At 50.1% G+C, this 19,208-nt stretch carries 23 protein-coding genes; 8 read left to right on the plus strand and 15 right to left on the minus strand.

Annotated elements, in window-relative coordinates; all coding sequences use genetic code 11:
* Window positions 1–5: 5 nt before the first annotated feature.
* Window positions 6–656, plus strand: coding sequence for a TetR/AcrR family transcriptional regulator (locus SE18_RS07015; RefSeq protein WP_054533721.1), 651 nt, complete (start codon window positions 6–8; stop codon window positions 654–656).
* 66 nt (window positions 657–722) lie between these two features.
* On the opposite strand, the gene pyrE is transcribed toward SE18_RS07015, so the two are convergent.
* Entirely contained in the window at window positions 723–1,376 is a 654-nt protein-coding gene (gene pyrE, locus SE18_RS07020) for an orotate phosphoribosyltransferase (protein ID WP_054533722.1), read from the minus strand.
* 117 nt (window positions 1,377–1,493) lie between these two features.
* Here pyrE and SE18_RS07025 point away from each other — a divergent pair, with 117 nt between their 5' ends.
* Genes SE18_RS07025 through SE18_RS07035 form a run of 3 tightly spaced genes read left to right on the plus strand, consistent with a single transcriptional unit; the run spans window position 1,494 to window position 3,369 of the window.
* On the plus strand, window positions 1,494–1,964 hold the full coding sequence (locus SE18_RS07025; RefSeq protein WP_054533723.1) for a phosphoribosyltransferase: 471 nt from the start codon (window positions 1,494–1,496) through the stop codon (window positions 1,962–1,964).
* Entirely contained in the window at window positions 1,964–2,770 is an 807-nt protein-coding gene (locus SE18_RS07030; protein ID WP_054533724.1) for a metallophosphoesterase family protein, read from the plus strand. The genes SE18_RS07025 and SE18_RS07030 overlap by 1 nt, the downstream gene beginning before the upstream one ends.
* 26 nt (window positions 2,771–2,796) lie before the next feature.
* Window positions 2,797–3,369, plus strand: coding sequence for a Uma2 family endonuclease (locus SE18_RS07035; protein ID WP_054533725.1), 573 nt, complete (start codon window positions 2,797–2,799; stop codon window positions 3,367–3,369).
* On the opposite strand, the gene SE18_RS07040 is transcribed toward SE18_RS07035, so the two are convergent.
* The gene (locus SE18_RS07040) at window positions 3,366–4,022 is read right to left on the minus strand and encodes a Crp/Fnr family transcriptional regulator (protein ID WP_054533726.1); all 657 of its coding nucleotides are present in this window, start codon (window positions 4,020–4,022) and stop codon (window positions 3,366–3,368) included. The genes SE18_RS07035 and SE18_RS07040 overlap by 4 nt on opposite strands.
* A gap of 223 nt (window positions 4,023–4,245) precedes the next feature.
* Here SE18_RS07040 and SE18_RS07045 point away from each other — a divergent pair, with 223 nt between their 5' ends.
* Both SE18_RS07045 and SE18_RS07050 read left to right on the plus strand, forming a co-directional pair.
* On the plus strand, window positions 4,246–5,292 hold the full coding sequence (locus tag SE18_RS07045; RefSeq protein WP_054533727.1) for an NAD-dependent epimerase/dehydratase family protein: 1,047 nt from the start codon (window positions 4,246–4,248) through the stop codon (window positions 5,290–5,292).
* Window positions 5,293–5,361: 69 nt separating this feature from the next.
* Window positions 5,362–6,264 carry an isoaspartyl peptidase/L-asparaginase family protein gene (locus tag SE18_RS07050; protein ID WP_054533728.1) on the plus strand — a complete coding sequence of 301 codons (903 nt, stop codon included), beginning with the start codon at window positions 5,362–5,364 and terminating at the stop codon, window positions 6,262–6,264.
* A 442-nt stretch (window positions 6,265–6,706) separates the two neighbouring features.
* On the opposite strand, the gene SE18_RS07055 is transcribed toward SE18_RS07050, so the two are convergent.
* Complete coding sequence (locus SE18_RS07055; protein ID WP_054533729.1) at window positions 6,707–7,165, minus strand: MarR family winged helix-turn-helix transcriptional regulator; 459 nt, start codon at window positions 7,163–7,165, stop codon at window positions 6,707–6,709.
* A 178-nt stretch (window positions 7,166–7,343) separates the two neighbouring features.
* Between SE18_RS07055 and SE18_RS07060 the strand changes: the two genes are divergently transcribed.
* Window positions 7,344–8,372, plus strand: a complete 1,029-nt coding sequence (locus tag SE18_RS07060) for a zinc-binding dehydrogenase (protein ID WP_054533730.1) — start codon at window positions 7,344–7,346, stop codon at window positions 8,370–8,372.
* On the opposite strand, the gene SE18_RS07065 is transcribed toward SE18_RS07060, so the two are convergent.
* The 6 genes from SE18_RS07065 to SE18_RS07090 form a co-directional block, all read right to left on the minus strand.
* Entirely contained in the window at window positions 8,369–9,229 is an 861-nt protein-coding gene (locus SE18_RS07065; protein WP_054533731.1) for an ABC transporter permease, read from the minus strand. The genes SE18_RS07060 and SE18_RS07065 overlap by 4 nt on opposite strands.
* A 176-nt stretch (window positions 9,230–9,405) precedes the next feature.
* Window positions 9,406–10,290: an ABC transporter permease gene (locus tag SE18_RS07070; RefSeq protein ID WP_054533732.1), complete on the minus strand. Its 885-nt coding sequence runs from the start codon at window positions 10,288–10,290 to the stop codon at window positions 9,406–9,408.
* Window positions 10,287–11,276 (minus strand): ABC transporter ATP-binding protein, encoded by a 990-nt coding sequence (locus SE18_RS07075; protein ID WP_054533733.1) that lies wholly within the window; start codon window positions 11,274–11,276, stop codon window positions 10,287–10,289. Before SE18_RS07075 ends, SE18_RS07070 begins: the two co-directional genes overlap by 4 nt.
* A 171-nt stretch (window positions 11,277–11,447) precedes the next feature.
* On the minus strand, window positions 11,448–12,665 hold the full coding sequence (locus tag SE18_RS07080) for a serine hydrolase domain-containing protein (RefSeq protein WP_054533734.1): 1,218 nt from the start codon (window positions 12,663–12,665) through the stop codon (window positions 11,448–11,450).
* Between the two features lie 14 nt (window positions 12,666–12,679).
* Window positions 12,680–13,225, minus strand: a complete 546-nt coding sequence (locus tag SE18_RS07085; RefSeq protein WP_054533735.1) for a hypothetical protein — start codon at window positions 13,223–13,225, stop codon at window positions 12,680–12,682.
* Between the two features lie 247 nt (window positions 13,226–13,472).
* Complete coding sequence (locus SE18_RS07090; protein ID WP_054533736.1) at window positions 13,473–13,949, minus strand: hypothetical protein; 477 nt, start codon at window positions 13,947–13,949, stop codon at window positions 13,473–13,475.
* 54 nt (window positions 13,950–14,003) lie between these two features.
* On the opposite strand from SE18_RS07090, the gene SE18_RS07095 reads away from it, so the two are divergent.
* On the plus strand, window positions 14,004–14,357 hold the full coding sequence (locus tag SE18_RS07095) for a hypothetical protein (RefSeq protein WP_054533737.1): 354 nt from the start codon (window positions 14,004–14,006) through the stop codon (window positions 14,355–14,357).
* On the opposite strand, the gene SE18_RS07100 is transcribed toward SE18_RS07095, so the two are convergent.
* The 6 genes from SE18_RS07100 to SE18_RS07125 all read right to left on the minus strand — a co-directional run bounded on the left by SE18_RS07100 (window position 14,354) and on the right by SE18_RS07125 (window position 19,206).
* Window positions 14,354–14,659: a hypothetical protein gene (locus tag SE18_RS07100; protein ID WP_054533738.1), complete on the minus strand. Its 306-nt coding sequence runs from the start codon at window positions 14,657–14,659 to the stop codon at window positions 14,354–14,356. The genes SE18_RS07095 and SE18_RS07100 overlap by 4 nt on opposite strands.
* The gene (locus tag SE18_RS07105) at window positions 14,656–15,555 is read right to left on the minus strand and encodes an aminoglycoside phosphotransferase family protein (RefSeq protein ID WP_054533739.1); all 900 of its coding nucleotides are present in this window, start codon (window positions 15,553–15,555) and stop codon (window positions 14,656–14,658) included. The genes SE18_RS07100 and SE18_RS07105 overlap by 4 nt, the downstream gene beginning before the upstream one ends.
* Window positions 15,556–15,630: 75 nt before the next feature.
* Entirely contained in the window at window positions 15,631–16,680 is a 1,050-nt protein-coding gene (locus SE18_RS07110) for an S-adenosylmethionine:tRNA ribosyltransferase-isomerase (RefSeq protein WP_054533740.1), read from the minus strand.
* A 209-nt stretch (window positions 16,681–16,889) separates the two neighbouring features.
* Window positions 16,890–17,564, minus strand: a complete 675-nt coding sequence (locus tag SE18_RS07115) for an SDR family NAD(P)-dependent oxidoreductase (protein WP_054533741.1) — start codon at window positions 17,562–17,564, stop codon at window positions 16,890–16,892.
* Complete coding sequence (locus tag SE18_RS07120) at window positions 17,546–17,947, minus strand: nuclear transport factor 2 family protein (protein WP_054533742.1); 402 nt, start codon at window positions 17,945–17,947, stop codon at window positions 17,546–17,548. Before SE18_RS07120 ends, SE18_RS07115 begins: the two co-directional genes overlap by 19 nt.
* Before the next feature lie 263 nt (window positions 17,948–18,210).
* Window positions 18,211–19,206 carry an extracellular catalytic domain type 1 short-chain-length polyhydroxyalkanoate depolymerase gene (locus SE18_RS07125; RefSeq protein ID WP_160319477.1) on the minus strand — a complete coding sequence of 332 codons (996 nt, stop codon included), beginning with the start codon at window positions 19,204–19,206 and terminating at the stop codon, window positions 18,211–18,213.
* Window positions 19,207–19,208 lie beyond the last annotated feature (2 nt).

A 19,208-nucleotide genomic window follows, 5' to 3' on the forward strand; every position in this document is an offset into this window, starting at 1 on the left:
CAATCATGAACCAAGCAAACGAAAAACTCAGTGGCCGCCAATCGGAGAGTACGGCCCAACAAACCCGCCAGCGCATTTTGCTCAGCGCGCGCCATTTATTTGCCCTGCAAGGCTTCGAAGGTATTAGCTTGCGCGATATTGCGAGCCATGCAGCGGTGACCCATGGCTTATTGCGGCATCATTTTGGCTCGAAAGAAGCGATTTGGCAGGCGGTGGTTGATGCTGCGCTGGCGGAATATTTGGCCGCGCTCTTGCCCTTGGTCAATGCAGCAATTGCTGAGCAGCACGAGCCAAGTGCCGTGATCAGACGTTCGGTTGGCACGATTATTCGGCTCTCGGCCAGTTTTTGCGAGGTACCACGCTTGATGGTGCATGAAAGCATTAGCGGCGGCGAACGCTTAAATTATTTTATGCAACAGTTGCGCCCGCTGAGCGCCATGATGCAACCATTTTTTGAGGCAATTCGGGCTGAGGGCAAATTGCAACAATTTAGCCACCCAACTTTTTTGTTGGCAATTCTTTTTTTGGGGGTTTTACCGTTGGCGCTGGCTTCGTTCAGTAACGCCTTGGCGCAAATCGATATTCTTGAGCAGGCAGAACTAGAACGCCATATCGAACGGGTGATTGCGACATTGATGCCTTGGACAGTGGTTTAAGCGCAAAGCGCACGAAGAGTTTAAATCTTCGTGCGCTTAAGTTGTTATCTGTAAGTGTGGGGAATATTATTCGGCGCTGATGCCAGCGCGGCTGGCCCAACCAGCGGGATCGGTGGCCCAATCGCTAATCAGGCTGCGATGTTCTGGGCGAATATAATTTTGCTGGGCGGCGACTTCCAACAAGGTTGAAAGATTGGTTAAGGTCATGAGGCGCACGCCAGCTGCATTAAAGCGCTGTTTCGATTCTTCCATCTCGTAGGTAAAGATTGCACAACAATCGGCCACAAGTGCGTTAATCTGGCGCAACCCGGCGACTGCATCTAAGGCACTGCCGCCAGTGCTGATCAAATCCTCAATTACAACGACCCGTTGATTGGTCTGCACGCCGCCTTCGACCTGTTGGCCACGGCCATATTTTTTGGCTCCTGAACGCACATAGGCCATCGGTAAGCTTAATTCATGGGCAACCCATGCTGCCCATGGCACGCCAGCAGTGGCAGTTCCTGCAATCACTTCGGTGTTCAACAATTCATCGCCAATTTGCTGGCAAATAGCCTCGGTGATGGTACGGCGGGCGCTGACTTGGGCCAAAAGCAAACGATTATCGCAATAAATTGGCGAAAGAATGCCCGATGCAAAGCGAAAGGGCTTATCTGGCGCCAACACGACAGCTCCGGCCTCAAGTAACAGTTGCGCGATCGCAGTTGAAGAATGTTTCATACTAGCTCCTATCTGGTACAATATCGCGAATAGCTTAATTGACGGCGCTCATTACCGCCTAGTGTGGGGAGGTACCCCACGGTGAGAGGCCTAATGCGATTCAACGAGGCAGAACGTATGACGATTAAACACGTCCTTTCATGGGATGAAATCCAATCACTAGTTGAAATTATTAACGAACAATTACATAATGATTATGATGCCTTGCTGGTTGTCACACGGGGCGGGATGATCCCAGCCTGTTTGATTAGCCAACGTCGCAACTGGCGCAATATTCTGGTTGCTGCGGTGCAATTCTACACTGGAATTGGGACAACCCGTGAAATTCCTACGTTCTTGCAATTTCCCAGCGATCCGCTGATTGTGGGCAAGAAATTATTGGTGATCGATGATATTTGGGATAGTGGGCGCACGATTGCTGCGGTAAAGCAACGGCTCGATACTGCTGGTGCAAATTATGAAGTTGCTGTGCTCCACTTCAAACCAGGTTCATCCAAAGTTGAAGGTCGGCCCGATTTTTATGCCGCTGAAACCGATCAGTGGATTGTGTATCCGTGGGAACCACCCACAGATCCAGATGCAGAATAATGCGCATTGCCATCCTCAGCGATATTCATAGTAATTTAGCCGCCTTCGAGGCTGTGCTTGAGGATTTACAAGCCCAAGCGGTTGATCACGTCGTCATTAATGGCGATGTGATCAACGGCGGGCCTGATCCGCGGGCATGCTTGGATTTAGCCCGAGCCACAGGCTACACGCTCTTGGCGGGCAATCATGAACGCTACATCCGCGATTACGATTTGCCGGTGCGGCCAGCAGAGTGGGCTAGCGATTTGTGGAAGCCCTCGCTTTGGACGGTCAATCAGTTTAGCCAAGCTGAACGCGCCGCCCTGCACGATTTGGCCACAACCTACCACACTGATGAGCTTTTAGTGGTGCATGCCTCGCCGCGTCACGACCAAGATTCGGTCTTTGCAATTACGCCGCAGCGCGAATTAGCAGCGATGTTCGTCGATACGCCCCAAACGATTATTCGCTCGCACAACCATATTCCACAATTTCGGCCTTGGGGCGAGCGCATGATCGTCACCACAGGCGCGGTTGGCCAGCCACTTGATGGCAGCCCTTGGGCCAAATATGCGATTGCCGAACGCAAGCCCCAAGGCTGGCGGGTGAAACATCGGGTGGTGATGTACGATGTTGATACCACGGTCAAACGCTTTCATAGCTCTGGTTATTACGAGGCAGCCTACCCCATGAGCAGGCTCTATTTGCGCGAAGTGCAGCTTGGCACCCACCATATTGTGCCATTTTTACGCTTGCAGCAACAATGGCTCAAAAGCGACCCACAACTTAGCTCCGAGCAAGCAGTCAAGCGCTTTTTGGAATTATGAAACCAACGTATACCTAAGGAGTCGTTATGAGCGCAGAGTCTATACCATTTAAAACATTTGCTGATTATCTTGCAATTGAAAAACAAACTGGGATTAAACATGAATATTATCAAGGTAAAGTGTATGCAATGACTGGGGCAAGTGCACGACATAATTTAATTGTCAGCAACATAATTGCAAGTTTGCATCAACAATTACGCAAAAGCACTTGTCGTGTTTTTCCAAGCGATCTGTGTTTACAAATCAGCCAAACTGGCTTGTATACCTATCCTGATATTTCTATTGCATGTGGAGCATTTGAATTTGGAAGTGAGCGGCCAGACACATTACTTAATCCAACATGTTTAATCGAAGTATTATCTCCGAGCACAGAAAATTATGATCGAGGAATGAAATTTGAACACTATCGAACTATCAGTAGCCTTCAAATTTACCTTGTAATTGCCCAAGATCGCTGTCATTGTGAGTTGTATTTACGTCAAAATGATCACCGCTGGTTGCTGATTGAGTTTTGGTCGCTAGAGCAAACAATTCAGCTTGAGGCGATCAATGCGCACCTCAAGCTGAGCGATGTGTACGAATATATTGAATTAGCTTAATTTTCGATTAGCGCTGCTAAACCATCCACATCAAGTACCAGCACATGGCCGCGTGCCAACTCCACCAAGCCTTCATCGGACATTTGGCGCAAGGTGCGGCCAATAATTTCGCGCACCGTGCCAGCCCGCGCCGCCAACTCCTGATGAGTTAAAGCAGCGGTGCCATCAGCAGCCTCGTGCAACAAAATCCGTGCCAAACGGGCGCGTACTGTGCGAAACGCCAAATCTTCCAGCAGCACCGCTAAATCGCGGGCTTGGGCTGCCAAATCGCGTAGCAAAATCAAGCTAAATTCAGGGTGACTGCGCAACACATCGGGCAAGGCCGCAGTTGGTAAATGCACGCACCGGGTGGGAGCCATCGCGCGGGCGGTTGCTGGCGCTGGGCCTGCATCAACAAACGGCTCGATATTAAACAGCTCGCCAGTTTCGGCGATTGAAAGCACCTGCTCGCGGCCATCGTTGGCAGTGCGCGAAAGCCGCACCCTGCCTTCTAAAATGCCAAACAAGCCAAAACGCGGGTCGTCCTCAAGCACCAAATATTGGCCAGGCCGAAACGAACGAACTTCCATTGCTCTGGCAAGATCGCGCAAAGCTACTGGATCAAGCGCAGCAAAACGGGTCAATTGCCGCAGAACTTCAACATCAACACTCATATCAAACAGCGCCTCATGCGCGAAATTGTTATTTGAAGGGGCCAGGATTCAGGGTTCAGATTATGCTTGAACAAATGTATAGAATCCCTGTCATCCAAATCCTGATCACTGATCCCTAACTCCTGACCCCTACTCCCTAACCTCTAGTGTAGCATAGCAGCAACAATTTGTGATATTATGTGCAAATAATCTAAAATAGAATTATTTGAGGATGTATACAATCATGACTCGTCAAAAAGTGTTAGTAACAGGCGGCGCTGGCTTCCTTGGGATTAACCTCTTGCGCTACCTTGATGCCAAAGGCTACGACCTTATTTCATATGATTTTGCTGATTGGACGTACCCTGATCTCAAAGATCATATTACGATCATTAAGGACGATATTCGCAACGTTGCAGGGCTTGATCGCGCCATGCAAGGGGTCGATTTCGTGGTGCATACTGCTGCTGCCTTGCCACTTTATTCAGCCGAGGATATTTTCTCGACCGATATTGATGGCACGCGCAATGTGCTTGATGTGGCCAAAAAACATGGCGTAAAACGGGTGGTTCACGTTTCATCAACTGCCGTTTATGGCATTCCCGACCATCATCCATTGGTTGAAAACGACCGTTTGGATGGTGTTGGCCCGTATGGTAAAGCCAAAGTGATGGCTGAATATGTGGCCTTGGAACATCGCGCTAAGGGCATGGAAGTGGCAATTATTCGGCCAAAATCGTTCATTGGGCCAGAACGGCTTGGCGTTTTTGCCTTGCTTTTCGATTGGGCACTTGATGGCCACAATTTCCCGATGATCGGCAATGGCAAAAATCGCTATCAATTGCTTGATGTGGAAGATCTTTGCGATGCGATTTATTTGTCGATGACCTTGCCTGCTGAAGTTGCCAACGATACCTTCAACATTGGGGCCAAAGAATTCGCCACCATGAAGGAAGATTATCAAGCAGTGCTTGATTACGCTGGCCATGGCAAAAAGATTATTGGTTCGCCTGCAACTCCCGCAATTTGGACGTTGCGCGCCTTGGAATTCTTGCGAGTTTCGCCGCTCTACAAGTGGGTTTATGAAACCGCCTCGAAAGATTCGTTTGTTTCAATCGAGAAGGCCGAAACCCAACTTGGATGGAAGCCTAAATTCTCGAACCAAGATGCCTTGTTGCGCAACTTCAAGTGGTATATCGACAATCGCCACGCCTTTGCTAACGCTTCAGGGGTGACCCACCGCGTGCCATGGAAACAAGGCGCGATTGGTTTACTCAAAAAAGCCTTCTAAACATAAAACTACGTCTAGCGTATAATGCTGGGCGTAGTTTTTTAATTTAATTCGATTAACGAGGTATCTATGCCCTTAGCAATTGCCGTTCACGGTGGCGCTGGCGATATTCCCGAATCATTGCGCCCAGACCATGCCGCTGGAATCCAAGCAGCCTTGCGTGCAGGCAAAGCAGTGTTGCAAGCTGGTGGCACGGCGCTTGAGGCCGCAATCGCCGCAGTTATCGTCTTGGAAGATTTGCCCGCCTTCAATGCTGGCTATGGCAGCGTGCTCAATCGCGAAGGCTTTGTCCAAATGGATGCTGGCTTGATGGATGGCACAAGCCTTGATGTTGGCGCGGTTGGCGCAATCGAGGGCATCAAAAACCCAATTTTGGCCGCTCAAGCGGTGTTGAAAACTCCGCATATTTTGTTTGCCAAGGCTGATGCTGAGGCGGTAGCGCGCGCTGCTGGAGTTGAGTTTGTCGATAATGCCAGCTTGATCACGCCTCGGCGCCATGCCCAATGGGCTAGCGGCGATCGCGATTTTAAGGTTGATTCGGGTAGCACTGATGCTGAAACGATTGCCGATACGGTGGGTGCGGTTGCACTCGATGGCTTGGGCAATATCGCGGCGGCCACTTCAACTGGCGGCATGAGCGGCAAGCCCTTGGGCCGCATCGGCGATTCGCCAATTCCTGGCGGTGGTTTTTATGCAGATAGCCATGCTGGCGGTTGCTCAACCACGGGCTGGGGCGAAACGATTGCGCGCGTCTTGCTGGCACGGCGAGCAATCGAAAATCTCGAACGTGGCATGGATGTGCAGGCGGCTGCCGAGGCCGCAGTTGCTGTGTTGGGACAACGGATCGAAGGCGGCGAGGGCGGCCTCATTTTGATTGCCAGCAATGGCCAAATCGGCGCAGCCTTCAATTCGCAGCGCATGACCCACGCCTATTGGAACAATATCGACGATCAAGAACAGATCATTGCCTAAGTGCAATGAGTGGAGTTGAATTGTAGGGTTTATCCATTATTGAATGGTTTTGGATTTCATCGATGTTCCACTGCTATCCGCTAAATCTGCTTTAGGGGGTGCAGGGGGATTAAAGCCCCCTGCGTTTCCCGCAAGGACAATCTGCGCCCAAACGACCTTCATTGATGAACCTGCGGATGCGTGGTGGACTGCGAATACCGACCCTTCGATGGGGTTAGGTTGCGGGAATACCCCGGTTGTCAATCCAATAAACCAATACATTTATCCATTATTAAATGGTTTTGGATTTCATCGATGTTCCACTGCTATCCGCTAAATCTGCTTTAGGGGGTGCAGGGGGATTAAAGCCCCCTGCGTTTCCCGCCTTGAGGCGGGACGGAAGGGTGGTGATCATCAGTTGATGTTGATGTCCAATCTAATCAGAGCGGAATGGAAACTGCTTTTAAGCCTCAGATTCCTCGCGATACATCCGTTCCAAGGCCTCGACTGCTCGATTCATCAGGACTAAAAATTGGGCTTGATCGCTGGGCGAAAGCCCGCTCAGCAATTGAGTAAAACGATCAAGATGGGCATTGTGCATTTCGGCCAGCATGCGTGCGCCATCAGTGCTCAGTCGCAACAAAACCCGCCGACTATCAACCTGATCTTGCAGGCGTTCAAGCAAGCCGCTGGCTTCAAGTTTACGGGTTAGCACGGTTACCGAGGGCGGCGTCATAGCCAAGGCCTCGGCCAAATCCTTCATCGGCAAGCCTGGCTGGTTTTCCAAAATAAACATGGCGCGTAAGTGTGAATGCGATAAGCCTAAATCATGAATTTTGGCGTAGGCTCCATCCATCGGCATGCGCTTCGTCCGATCGATCAATTGAATGAATTGTTGGGCATATTCACGGCTTGTTGTCATGGTAGATCACTATATCTAACGGCTACATTGCCGCTTACAATTTAGTTAAGTTAACTAACTATCTTGATCATACTGCAAAATAATGTAGCGTCAAGTAGCGAATTACTAGAATCGGGCGACTATTCAGGCCAAAACGCGGTATGATAGCAGCGCAAAGCCTAGAGAAGGATCTGGATTTATGAGCGAACAACCAACCTTTGATCCAACGATTATTCGTACTAAAGCCTTGATTATCAGCGATTATAGTGGCGATTTGGCGAAACTTACGCTGGTTGAGCGCAATTTGCGTCCGCTCAAAGCGCACGAAGTGCTGGTCAAAGTTGCTGCTACGCCAATCAATCCCTCGGATATGATGTTTATAAATGGTAGCTATGGTATCACAAAGCCACTGCCTGCGGTGCCGGGCTTTGAAGGTAGCGGCACAATTGTGAGTACTGGCGATCAATTATATAGCAAAGTGCTGCTTGGCAAGCGGGTTTCTTTTGCAACCCAAGCTCCCGAAGACGATGGCGCATGGGCAGATTATGTTATTGTAGCGGCGCGCCAATGTTTGCCTTTGGCCGAGAGCCTGAGTTTTGAGCAAGCAGCCTCAGCAATTGTTAATCCTGTCAGTGCTTGGGCGTTGATCGATATTGCTCGCCAGCGCCAAGCCAAAGCCGTAGTGCAAACCGCTGCCGCCAGTCAATTGGGCCGCATGCTCGTGCGTTTGGCCCAGCGCGAAAAACTGACCCTGATCAATATTGTTCGCCGTGAAGCCCAAGTTGAATTATTGCAAGCGCTGGGAGCTGAATATGTGCTGAATTCGAGCAGCCCTGATTTTGCTGAGATGCTGAGCAAACTGTGCCATGAACAGCAGGCAAATTTGGCTTTTGATGCAGTTGGCGGGGAATTAGTGGGGCAGGTGGTGAGCGCAATGCCCAAAGGTAGCACGATTATGGTCTATGGAGCCTTGGCTGATAGTGCCTGCCAGATCGATCCACGCAGCTTAATTTTTGAAAATAAACATGTCACCGGGTTTTGGCTCACCGATTGGATCGGCCAGATTAATCCATTGAATTTTGCCCGAATCACCAAAAATGTGCAAAAACTGCTGCTTGATGAGCTGACTTCAACGGTTCAAGGGCGTTTTAAGCTCCACGAAGCCCAAAACGCCCTTGAATTGTACCAAGCCAATATGACTGGCGGCAAGGTTTTGTTTACGCCCTAGTAGGCCGTGTTCATATCCAACAAGCCTTTTTCTTTGGCGCGATGTTCGGCGCGGCGCTGTAATGGAATTGAAATGACGGCCATGGCTATTGCTGAACCCAGCAAAATCAGCAATAAATTGCTGGTGCTCAATTGATTCAGTCCCGTGTTGTAGACAGGATTCTGCGCATCGACCCACAAGGCGCGGCGCATGCCCTCAAGCCAGTAGGTAAGCGGCACGGCGCGGGTGATCACTTGCATCCAATTGGGTAGCACTGTAATGGGAAATAACGCGCCAGTGAACAGGTACAGCGCGCCGGAAACTGCTTGGCCGACAAAGCCAGCATGGCGCGCAATCATCAAGGTTACGCCAGCCAAAATCTGGGCAGCAAAGGTCACAATGAGTAGCCCCAGCAAAGAAACGACCAGCAACAAGGGCCAATCAATTGTGCTCAGCCGAATTGGAATATCCAAAACCAGAGCGCCAAAGGTCAGAGTTAATGGCACTGCCAAAAAGTTGATTGAAACTTTGGCAAAGCCACGGCCCCACAAATAGCCATACATCGACGATGGTGTGATCGCAATATATTTGAGCATGCCCATTCGTTCGCGGTCTTCGAGCACTGCCCACGCCATGCTATCGAGCAACAAGGCCACAATCGAATAGACAACTGTGCCAATAAACACGTAGGGCAAGAGATCAGCGCCGCTTGCATTGCCAGTGCGCTGCAACACCCGCAACATCATGGTCATAATCAAGCCATTCGACATCGGCAGCAAAAGCGACCACAAAATATAAAAAAGCGGATTCGTCCAGTTGCTCTCGGTTTTCCAACCCAACCAAGCGCCAACCCGAAACGCCTGCCAAAATCGCTGCATAAAAACCCCTTAGTAAAAGCAGAAGGCAAAAATCAAAAGTCAAAATGACCAAACTCAAGCCAGAAGGCAAAAATCAAAACGTAATACTAAGGAGATCACAACGCAAAACTGATGAACATTCCGATCTTTGGAATGCTTTAATCTTGCTTCTGATTTTTGCCCTTTGACTTTTGCGCTTAATTGCCTCGTTCGGTTAGGCGGCCATCTTGGCGCGATTTGCGCTCCATACGCTGCAACGACCAGCGGGCCAAAAGGCCGAAGAATAAGGCTAGGCCAGCTAAAATTGCGGCTTCGCTGCCAACACTCAGAAATTGAAATTGCTGCATCATCTCAGGAAACAGCAGTTGGCGCATCGCATCGAGGCCTAAAGTTAATGGCACGATTGAAGCACCAGTTGCGACCACCGTGCCCAAGGCTTTGACCGGAAAGTGAAAGCCAGAGACAAAGAACACTGGCTCTTGCAAGGCAGCGGTCATCTGCCAAGCGCCCCGCCCATAAACCAAGAAAATTGAGCTGAGCAACATTCCCATGCCATACAAGGCAATCAGCGACAAGAAGAAAACGCCAATCAAGGCTAACCAGCTGGTTGCTTGATAGCTAATGCCAAAAATCAACGAGCCGCCAATTAGAATAATCGTTGCTCGAATGGTCGTTGAGAATAAACCACCCAAGGCCATACCAGTCAAAATTGCCATGCGCGAGGTTGGCGCGAGCATATACAACTGCAAATTGCCCTGCTCTTTATCCCAATACAATTGCATGGCCATCGACCAAAGCACATTCAGCCAAAAGGCCGTCATTGCGCCGCCAACCAACACTAAGCCTTTGTATGAAGCGGGTGCGCCAATTGCCTCGTAAACCAACACATACGACATGGTGGTCATAAACGGCAAGAAGATGTCGAAGAACAACCAACTCAGTTCGCGTTGAATGCCGATGACCCGTGGATAGGCGCGTCCAATCACCGAGCGCCAAAAGATCGTAAAAGCGCTTGGCCCTTTGCCACGCCGTGGATTCGGCTCGCGCTCGACTGCTGTATGTTTATCTAAAATCACGCTCATGCAGTGGCCTCACTTTCGGATAACGAGTGGCCGACGAGGTTAACAAAAACATCTTCGAGCGTTGGTTGGCGTTTTTCGAGCGATAACAAGCCAGCATTATGGTTGGCAAGTTGGCTCAACACTTGGGGCAAAATCGCATCGTCACGTAGAATCAAGCTTAATTCATCACGTTGGTCGCCGCTGCGTTGGCTGATGCTTTGCACGCCCGCAATCTGCTCGACTGCTTGCAAAAAGGCTGGCGCAACTGGCGTGGTAAACAGGCGAAAAACCACATCTTGTTGCAACGAATATTTGAGGCTGGTTGGCGTATCGCAGGCCAAAATTGTGCCGCCGCTAATAATTGCCACCCGATCACACAATTCGTCGGCTTCTTGCATGTAGTGGGTAGTCAAAACGACGGTTTTGCCAGGGTTAGTATCAAGCCAGTGGCGGGTGTAGGTGCGTAAGGTTCGCGCCGCTTCAACATCAAGCCCAAGCGTTGGCTCATCAAGAAACAACACATCAGGGTCGGTTAATAAGCCACGAATGTAGTTCATTTTTTGGCGCAAGCCAGTTGATAGAAAGCTCACACGGGTTTTGGCCCGATCAGCCAAGCCCATAACTTCAAGCAATTCGTCGATTCGTTTATTAGCTACTTTACTGTCCATGCCATGAAACTGGGTAAACATCCACAAGTTTTCGCGCACGGTGAGCAAGCCATAGCCCGACGATTCGCCACCAGAAACCATATTGATATGGCGGCGCACTGCATCGGCTTCGTGCAACACATCAAAGCCCCAAACCTCGGCAGTGCCGCCACTTGGTAACAACAGCGTGGTCAGAATTTTAATTGTGGTGGTTTTTCCAGCGCCATTCGGCCCCAAAAAACCAAATAATTCGCCTGGACGTACTGCTAAATCAACCCCATCAAGTGCCTTCAAGACGCGCTCTTTGGTTTTATAAGTCCGTTGCAAATTGACGGTTCGAATGGCATATTCAGGCTGCATATTTCCTCGCACAGAAAGTAAACACCGCCTAGCGGCAGTGTAGCTCGATTTGCTATCAACAATTGATCATCTGGTGATTAGCATAGCTCAATCGTGCGTTTGGAGTATGGGTCTAGAGAACGATTGATCGTTCGCTAAATGCTTTGGGGTGAATGACGCTGAAATTATTGCTTATTGTAAGGCGGCGATGAGGCTGGGCATGGCTCCCATCGCGGCGTAAAATTCCGAGCCATCGGGCGTAGGCGTGGGATACGAACTCATTTTGGCGAACACCAGCTCAGCTTTGGGCGCAATGTACAGCATCTGCCCGCCATAGCCATGGGCAATATAGGCTCCGTGTTGATTATGAGTGTTCCACCATTGGTAATTGTAGGAATAGTTGGCGTTGCTTGGGTGGGCAATTGCACTATTGGCAAAGACTGCTTGATCGCCGCCAGCCTCAATCGCCGCAACTGCTGTTGCGGGCAGAATTTGCTGGCCATTGAACGAACCACGTTGGAGCAACATTTGCCCAAAGCGCGCCATATCGCGCAGCGTCGAGCAAAAACCAGAGCCAGCAGTTTCAGCACAGGCCGAATCGACCACCCACAGCGCATCACGCTCAGCGCCAAGTTTGCGCCAAATATGCTGCGATACGGCCTCGGCCAAACTGCAATTTAGCACCCGCTTGATAATCCAAGCCAAAACATCGGTATTTGGCGTTTGGTAGCTAAAGCGCTGGCCATGCTCGCCAGTTTTCAGCATCGTCGGCAGAAATTCATAGACATTGGTTGGGCCGTCATACTCGCTAGGGCGCTCATTCCAGCCCAAGGCCACGCCATAGTTGAAATTTTCAGTTACCAGATTGCCAGTTTGCTCGCTAAACCCAACTGCTGTGCTCATGCCAAGCACCTGGGCAAGGGTTGCAGCGCCAAAGCCACTATCAGCTAATTCGGGCAAATAGCTGGCAACCGTTGCCTGCGGATCGAGCAATTGCTCAGCAACCAGCAACGCCGCCAAAGTTCCAGTAACCGATTTGCTGCCCGAAGCCCAAGCATGCAGGGTTTGGGGTTGCATACCGTTCAAATAGCGTTCATAAATTACCTTGCCACGGTGTAAAACCATAATTCCATCGGTGTAACTTTGCTCAACCATATGATTAAAGTCAAATTCTTGGCTGAGGTAATTTTTATAGCGAATTGAATCCAAGTCTTGGAGATTGTAGCTAAATTCGCTGCTTGGCCCATTGCCATGCCAAACATCGGCCACCGGATTGAGCAACTGAATGTTTTGGAAGCTCCAACGATTGTAGGGCTTGAGCAATTGTTGCGCATGTTGGACGCTTGATGCAGGTGGAAAGCCCTGCATCAAGCCTAATTCAACGGCAGTTTGAGGAATTGGCTGGTTCATGATGACTCCTTTTTTTAATCGCCAAGCTCTGGCAAGCGACTCAAATCGCGCAAACGCTCAACTTGCGAACGCAAGACCCGCCGATTTTGCTGCGGGTTGGCAACTGACGGATCAGGAACCCAATCCAAGAGCCCGTTGTCGATTGCGCGGGCAATGCGCATGCGGTTGGCTTGGTTATTTTGGCCAAACGCCAAGGCCGCAGCATTGCTGATCGTAATCAGATCCTCGGCGGAGAGCCACCAACGGGTGCGCGAAACCAAAATGCCAATCTCACTTTGCCAAAAATCTTCAGGAAAAACTGCTTTGCTTTGCAGCGCATTGCCCAACAACAGATCAAGCAATTGCTCAAGTGCTAATTCGATTCGCCGCAACATAATTTCGTTGCGCATATGCCGCCCGTTGGCAACCTCGATTAACAAATTTAAATTATGTTGAAAAGCAGTTTCGGCTGCTGCTTCCTCGGCCAAGGTGGTTGCACCTAAGGCATGGCCCAAGCTGCGGTAGCGTTGCAGCACTAAGGCGGTTATTTCCTCGGCTAGTTTATGGTCAAACAGTGCCATCGTTCGAGTTCCTTTATAGATAACGTAACTATCGTTAGTTGATGAAGCTAGGATAACGTAACTATCGTTAGTTGTCAAGGCTTAATTGACAAGGTTTTTTCGTTTCGAACCACCGCATGATAGGTTCATCAGATATTGTTTGCCTGCTATCAAATTCCCTTGAGGGGGTGCAGGGGGATTAAAGCCCCCTGCGTTTCCCGCCTTGAGGCGGGACGGAAGGGTCGTGACTACCCAATCGAGGCGCTACTTACTCATAATCAAGCCAATTTGGTTCCTGAGTATCATCGAAGCCACGCTGCTTGAGCTGTTGCGATGTAACGACTAGGGTAATGTTGCCCCAAAGTAGCTTGAATAGTTCGTCGAGCATTGCCAGATGGCTGTGTTTGCTCGCGGCGGCGGCACTATCGATCGCCTTCCAATGCGAGCACAGCGCTGCTGCTTGCGTTCCCAACGTATCAAGCTGCTGCATTATTAAACTGCTATCCATAAAATCGCTACCAGGAGTGCGGCTGCTGCGATACGAATCGATTGTAGCGCTAAATAATCGCCATAGTTGACGATTGGCTTTATTGTTAATCCCTGCTTCTGAGATAGTTAAATCAAAAGCCTGCTCTAAAACGGCTAAGCGTCGCGCATTAAAGCGCCGAATGTCCTCGTGGCCATAGGGGGTTTGAGTTGCAATATAGGCTTGTAGTAATGCTCTACGATCGTAATGTTTTTCCATGCTTAAATTTCCCTATTGACGCTGAAAGTAAACTCTTTAGTTGATGGAGTCAAGATGCAGCCTTTGATTATGCTTGTTGCCCAAACTGCGGCAATTCCACCTACAGCTGAAGAATTAATTGAACAGGGCTATAGAATCGTTGGTTGTGATCGTATTCAGCAAGCCTTAGATACAATTGATCAATTGAAACCAGATTTGATCTACATCATTGATCATTTTATCGAAGGCTTTCGCGATCCACTAGGAATTTATTTTTATACCAGAGATATACTAAATCAGCCAATTCCAATTATTTTGATTGGATTTCGGCATATACCTGAACATTTGGCCCATCTCGATCTCGCTTGTTTCAATTTAATGCAGATCGAAGCGACGCTGAGTTTGGTTTATGAACTAGTGCCAATTTAAAGCTTTGGGCCATGAATAACCAAGCTTGAGCGAATCGACTGAGCTTTCAAATATAAAAATTGTTGGCGCTGTGGATCGGCAAGGTAGCGCTCAAAATCGGCGCTTGAAGCAAATTCAAGCGGCTGAATTTCATCAGGCTGCTCGATATGTTGCTCAATTACCGTCTCGGGAGTTGGCCGAATGCGCAACAACAAATGCCCGTGATACTGCGCCAGCAAGGGCAAAACTAAGGCTTCGAATTGCTCAAAGGCTGCGCTTTGGCCTGGATGGAGATAGATTAATTGGGTCAAATAGATGCTCATTTTTGCTCCAAGTCCCAATCATCAAGCACTTGCTGAATGCTATACCGCGCCATATTGGCCAAAAATGGGTTGCTGTGTTGATAGTAGGGCAAGGCTATCAGCGCTACCGACAAGGCCCAGCCTCGGCCCCGTAACCACGTCGCTTGATCAATATTCATCGCCGTGCGAAACGCAAGCCGCATCTGGCGATCAAACAAATTCCAAGCTGGCAACAAATCGCAGGCGGGATCGCCAATTGCCAAGGCGCCAAAATCAATCACCGCACTAATTTGCGCATCAACAACCAATAAATTGCCAGCATGCAAATCGCCATGAATCCAGACCGGTGCATGCTGCCATGGCTCAATGTGAATTGCATGCTCCCACACCGCCAAAACCAGTTCTGCATCAACGAGATTTTGGGCTTCGGCCAGCGCCGCGCGAGTGGCTGCATCGCGCTGAATCAGTGGTACGCCACGCGCAGTTGGCGAAGCAGGCACAGGGCCGTGCTGCGAATCAATCCGTTGCAAGGCATGCAGAAATTGGCTTAAACTTACATGTGGATTTTTGGGTGTTGCAGTAACTGCATTTTCGCCAGCGAGCCAGCCATACACGCCCCATTGCCAAGGATAAGCAGCACTTGGTTGGCCTTGGGCAAGTGGTTGGGGAATCTGGAGCGGCAGTTGAGGTTGCAACCATAGCAACCACCGAAAATCACTGGCAATTTGATCAATCGTCCAAGCGATGCGTGGCAAACGCACAACCATGGTCTCACCTAAGCGATAAAGCGCATTGTCAGTTCCAGCCGATTCAACCTTGTGCAACGGCAAATCATCCCATTCGGGAAATTGGCTGGTAATCAGCGCTTGTACTAAAACTTGATCAATTGGAAACTCATTCGCATGCATGGTTGCCATAAATTACCCTTAAACAACATCGTGCAAGCATTATGCTCAACAATGCCTGCACGAAGATCAACCTTGCGAATGACATTAGCTCAAGAGCAAATGTAAATCGCCAAATTCATGCCAGAGATAATGCTGTTCCAAGGCAGCGCGATAGCATAATTCCAAATGTTCGTAGCCCGCCAAGGCTGCTAACATCGCCAAATGGGTAGCTTTTGGTTCATGCAAGCCAGTCAAAATGCCATCAATCGCCCGCAAACCGCGCTCTGCGGTAATGACCAATTCAGTCCAGCCAGTTTGCGGATGCACCAAACCTCGTTGATCAACCGTGCTTTCGATGGCTCGCACGCTGGTGGTGCCAACTGCAATCACACGGCGACCATCGGCGCGGGCGCGATTGATCAAATCGGCGCTGGTTGCTGGCAGGCTATACCATTCTGCATACGGCGGCTCGTGATCTTCAAGGCTGGCCACGCCAGTATGCAGCAGCAAGGGCGCAATTTGAATGCCTTGAGCAACCAACCGCGTCAGCAAGCGCTCAGAAAAAGCGCGGCCTGCAGAGGGCATTTCGGCGCTGCCAAGCTCGGTTGCATAGACGGTTTGATAGTAGCTGGTGGGCCAATCTTGGTCGACATAACTATAATGAATTGGTTTAGCATGCTCGGCCAGATACTTGGGCAAGGGTTTGGGCAAGCGCAAACTCGCAATCCACAAGCGATTGGTCGTTGCGCCGTTGGCAGCATAGCTGCGATGAATGTCAAGCGAGCCACCAGCAGGCAAAGCGAGGCTGGTTGTAGCAAGCGCTTCGCGGTAGGGCTGGCTGCTCGTGCCATGGGGCAAACGAATTTCAACCATCCACAGCTCGGCCAGCAATTGGGTTGAAAGATGGACGATTAATTGCTGGCCCGCCTTGGTTGTTGCAGGAATTGCCGCATTCAGCGTGCCACTGGTATTAATTGCCAGCACATCGCCTGGCTGTAAAATCGTTGGCAATTGATTAAAACGATAATGCTCAATCTGGTTTGAGCGACTATGCGACACCATCAAGCGCACTTGGTCGCGCTCTAGGCCGCGTGCCTCGGGCGGCTCGCCCGCCTCAAGGATGGTCGGTAATTCAAAATCTATCGTTGTAAGCATACCAAGCTCACTTTCATGATTTACAAGAACATAGAATAAAGAGCATAGAACATAGGCTATGGGATTTGGACTAGTGGCGAATTCTTTGTGTCATTCGGGCAATTTGTGGCGAAAAATGGTTATTGGCTGTTGGATTATTGAGCTGCTGGAATTCCAACATGCACTCCCCAGCTCCTGAACCCTAGCCCCTGATCCCCGATCCCTCGATTCTATTCCTTACGATAGCGGCCACTTGGTACATCATCATTAATTAGCCGTAGGATTGCTGGTACACTGGCCTCTGGTGGCGGGCGGTCGCTAATATCCTCGCCTAGAAACGCCTCTTGGTGCATTTGGGTGTTCATATCGCCTGGATCAAGGCTATAGACCCGCCACGTTGGTTGTTCAGCAGCTAAAATTGCGGTTACTTGATCGAGGGCTGCTTTGCTAGAGCCGTAGCCGCCCCAGCCCTCATATGGCTGAAGCGCCGCATCGCTGCTGATGTTGATAATTCGAATGCTGGGCTTGAAGCTTGGCGTTAGGGTTTGAATTGCTGCCAGCGGCGCAAAAACGTTAATTGCATAGACTTGAGCCAACTGGTCAAGCGGATATTCGACTAAACTTGGCAACGGGCTTGGCCCCAAAATGCTGGCATTATTGACCAACAGATCCAAGCCGCCCCATTCTTGGGCTGCAATTGCCAAGGCTTGACGATGGGCTGGGTCGGCAATATCGCCAGCAATTGCTTGGACGCTGGTGCTGCTTGCCAAGGCGGCACGGGCTTGTTCCAGCGCTGTTGCGCCGCGCCCAGTAATGATCAAATGCCAGCCATCCAAGGCTAATTTTTGGGCCAAGGCCAAGCCTAAACCACGTGATGCGCCAGTAATTAATCCAATGCGTTGCATAGTATTTGCTCCTCAACTGCCTTGGCCAGCCACCATTCGCGCAGTTCGTAGGCTTGGCCTTGGGCATCAAAATCCACAATAAAGATTCCAGCTAAATCTTGGGTTTGTTGCTGCTGTTGATGATAGAGTTTGGTGCGCCATTCGGCCACGCCCCGTCCTTCAGCAAACAGCACTGGCGTAATCGCACATTCGACATGCTGATGTTGCACTAAGGTGCTGCGCCAATAGCCAACCACCGCCGCCAGCCCAAGCAAGGCAGGCTCAAACGGGTGTTCTTGATAGCGAATCGTTGGGCTAAATAGTTGGCCTAATGCTGCAAGCTTGCCTTGGTTCCAGACCGTTGCTAAGGTTGCACACCAGCCTTGAAAATCGTTGTTGTTCATTGCCAACCTCCATCTGCCAAGCAGTATAGCGATCGGTCTTGGTTGACGACTCAGCCAGTAGTGGGGCAATTGGCAGCGCAACTAGACAGGCTTCGACCTGTCCAATCGGCCAGCGAGGAATAAAAATGAAGGATGAAGGATGAAGGATGAAGGATGAAGGATGAAGGATGAAGGATGAAGGATGAAGGATGAAGGATGAAGGATGAAATTTCCCCGTTTTTATCGATCCTTCATCCTTGTTTGGGTATATGAATTTGAGGTTACTACTTCGCAAGCCGATGCTGTTGCATAAATTCCCAAGCAGCGTCGGCGGCGTAAAAATCACGGTTTTGGGGATTCTGGCGCTGGTTCACTCGGGCTGCTTGCTCTAAACTTGGCCAGTTATGACCACCGCCGTCAATTCGATAGAAACGCACGAGGCTATCTTCGTAGCTATTAATTGTAACTGTACTGTTGTCTGCGGGATAAACATCAGGCAGTTGGCTGATGCTTGGGGCCGTGGTTATGCCTAGCATTTCAAGCCAAAGTTGGATGGTTGCTTCGGCGGAAAGCACCATGCCTTGCTTACTCTCGCCAGGAATATCAATTGCGCCACCTGCATACGGCATAACTGGGTCGGCAGTGCCAGCCACGAGCATCAATGGCGCAGGTGTTCCAACCGCTGTGCACTGGCTATTTTGAGCCATATAACCAGCGCTACCAACCACAGCTGCAATCCGATCAGGCAATTCGAGCGCAAGCCGCAGCGCCATCATTGAGCCATTCGAGTGGCCTGTGGCATAAACCCTGGTCTGATCAATTGAATACGCTTGGGCAAAATGGTCAATTAAGCTCCTGATAAATTGCACATCATCGCTCGTCGAAGGATTATCCCAATCAGCGCGGCAATCGTTCCAACGCCGATTCATTCCATCAGGATAGACCACGATAAAGCCATGCTGGTCGGCAAGGGTGTTCCAACGGCCTTGGGTGGTTAAATTCATGGCCGAAGCGCCTGCTCCGCCGCCGCCATGCAACATAAAAATCAAGGCTGCTCCAGCTGGGTCTAGTTTGGCTGGCAGATAATAGCTAAAATGGCGATTTTCCCCATCAACCAGCAAATCTTGGTCGTGAATGCTCCCTTCGGACGCTGCTTGGTTGGGCTGGTTGGTTGCGATCGGCACGATTGTGCTTGGTTGACGATTGGCGCGACTACAGCCAAGCAACGCGATACTTAGCCCAAAGAGACTCCCAAACCGAACGATGCGTTCGATCTGCATAG

The sequence above is a fragment of the Herpetosiphon geysericola genome, assembly GCF_001306135.1.
GTDB lineage: Bacteria > Chloroflexota > Chloroflexia > Chloroflexales > Herpetosiphonaceae > Herpetosiphon > Herpetosiphon geysericola.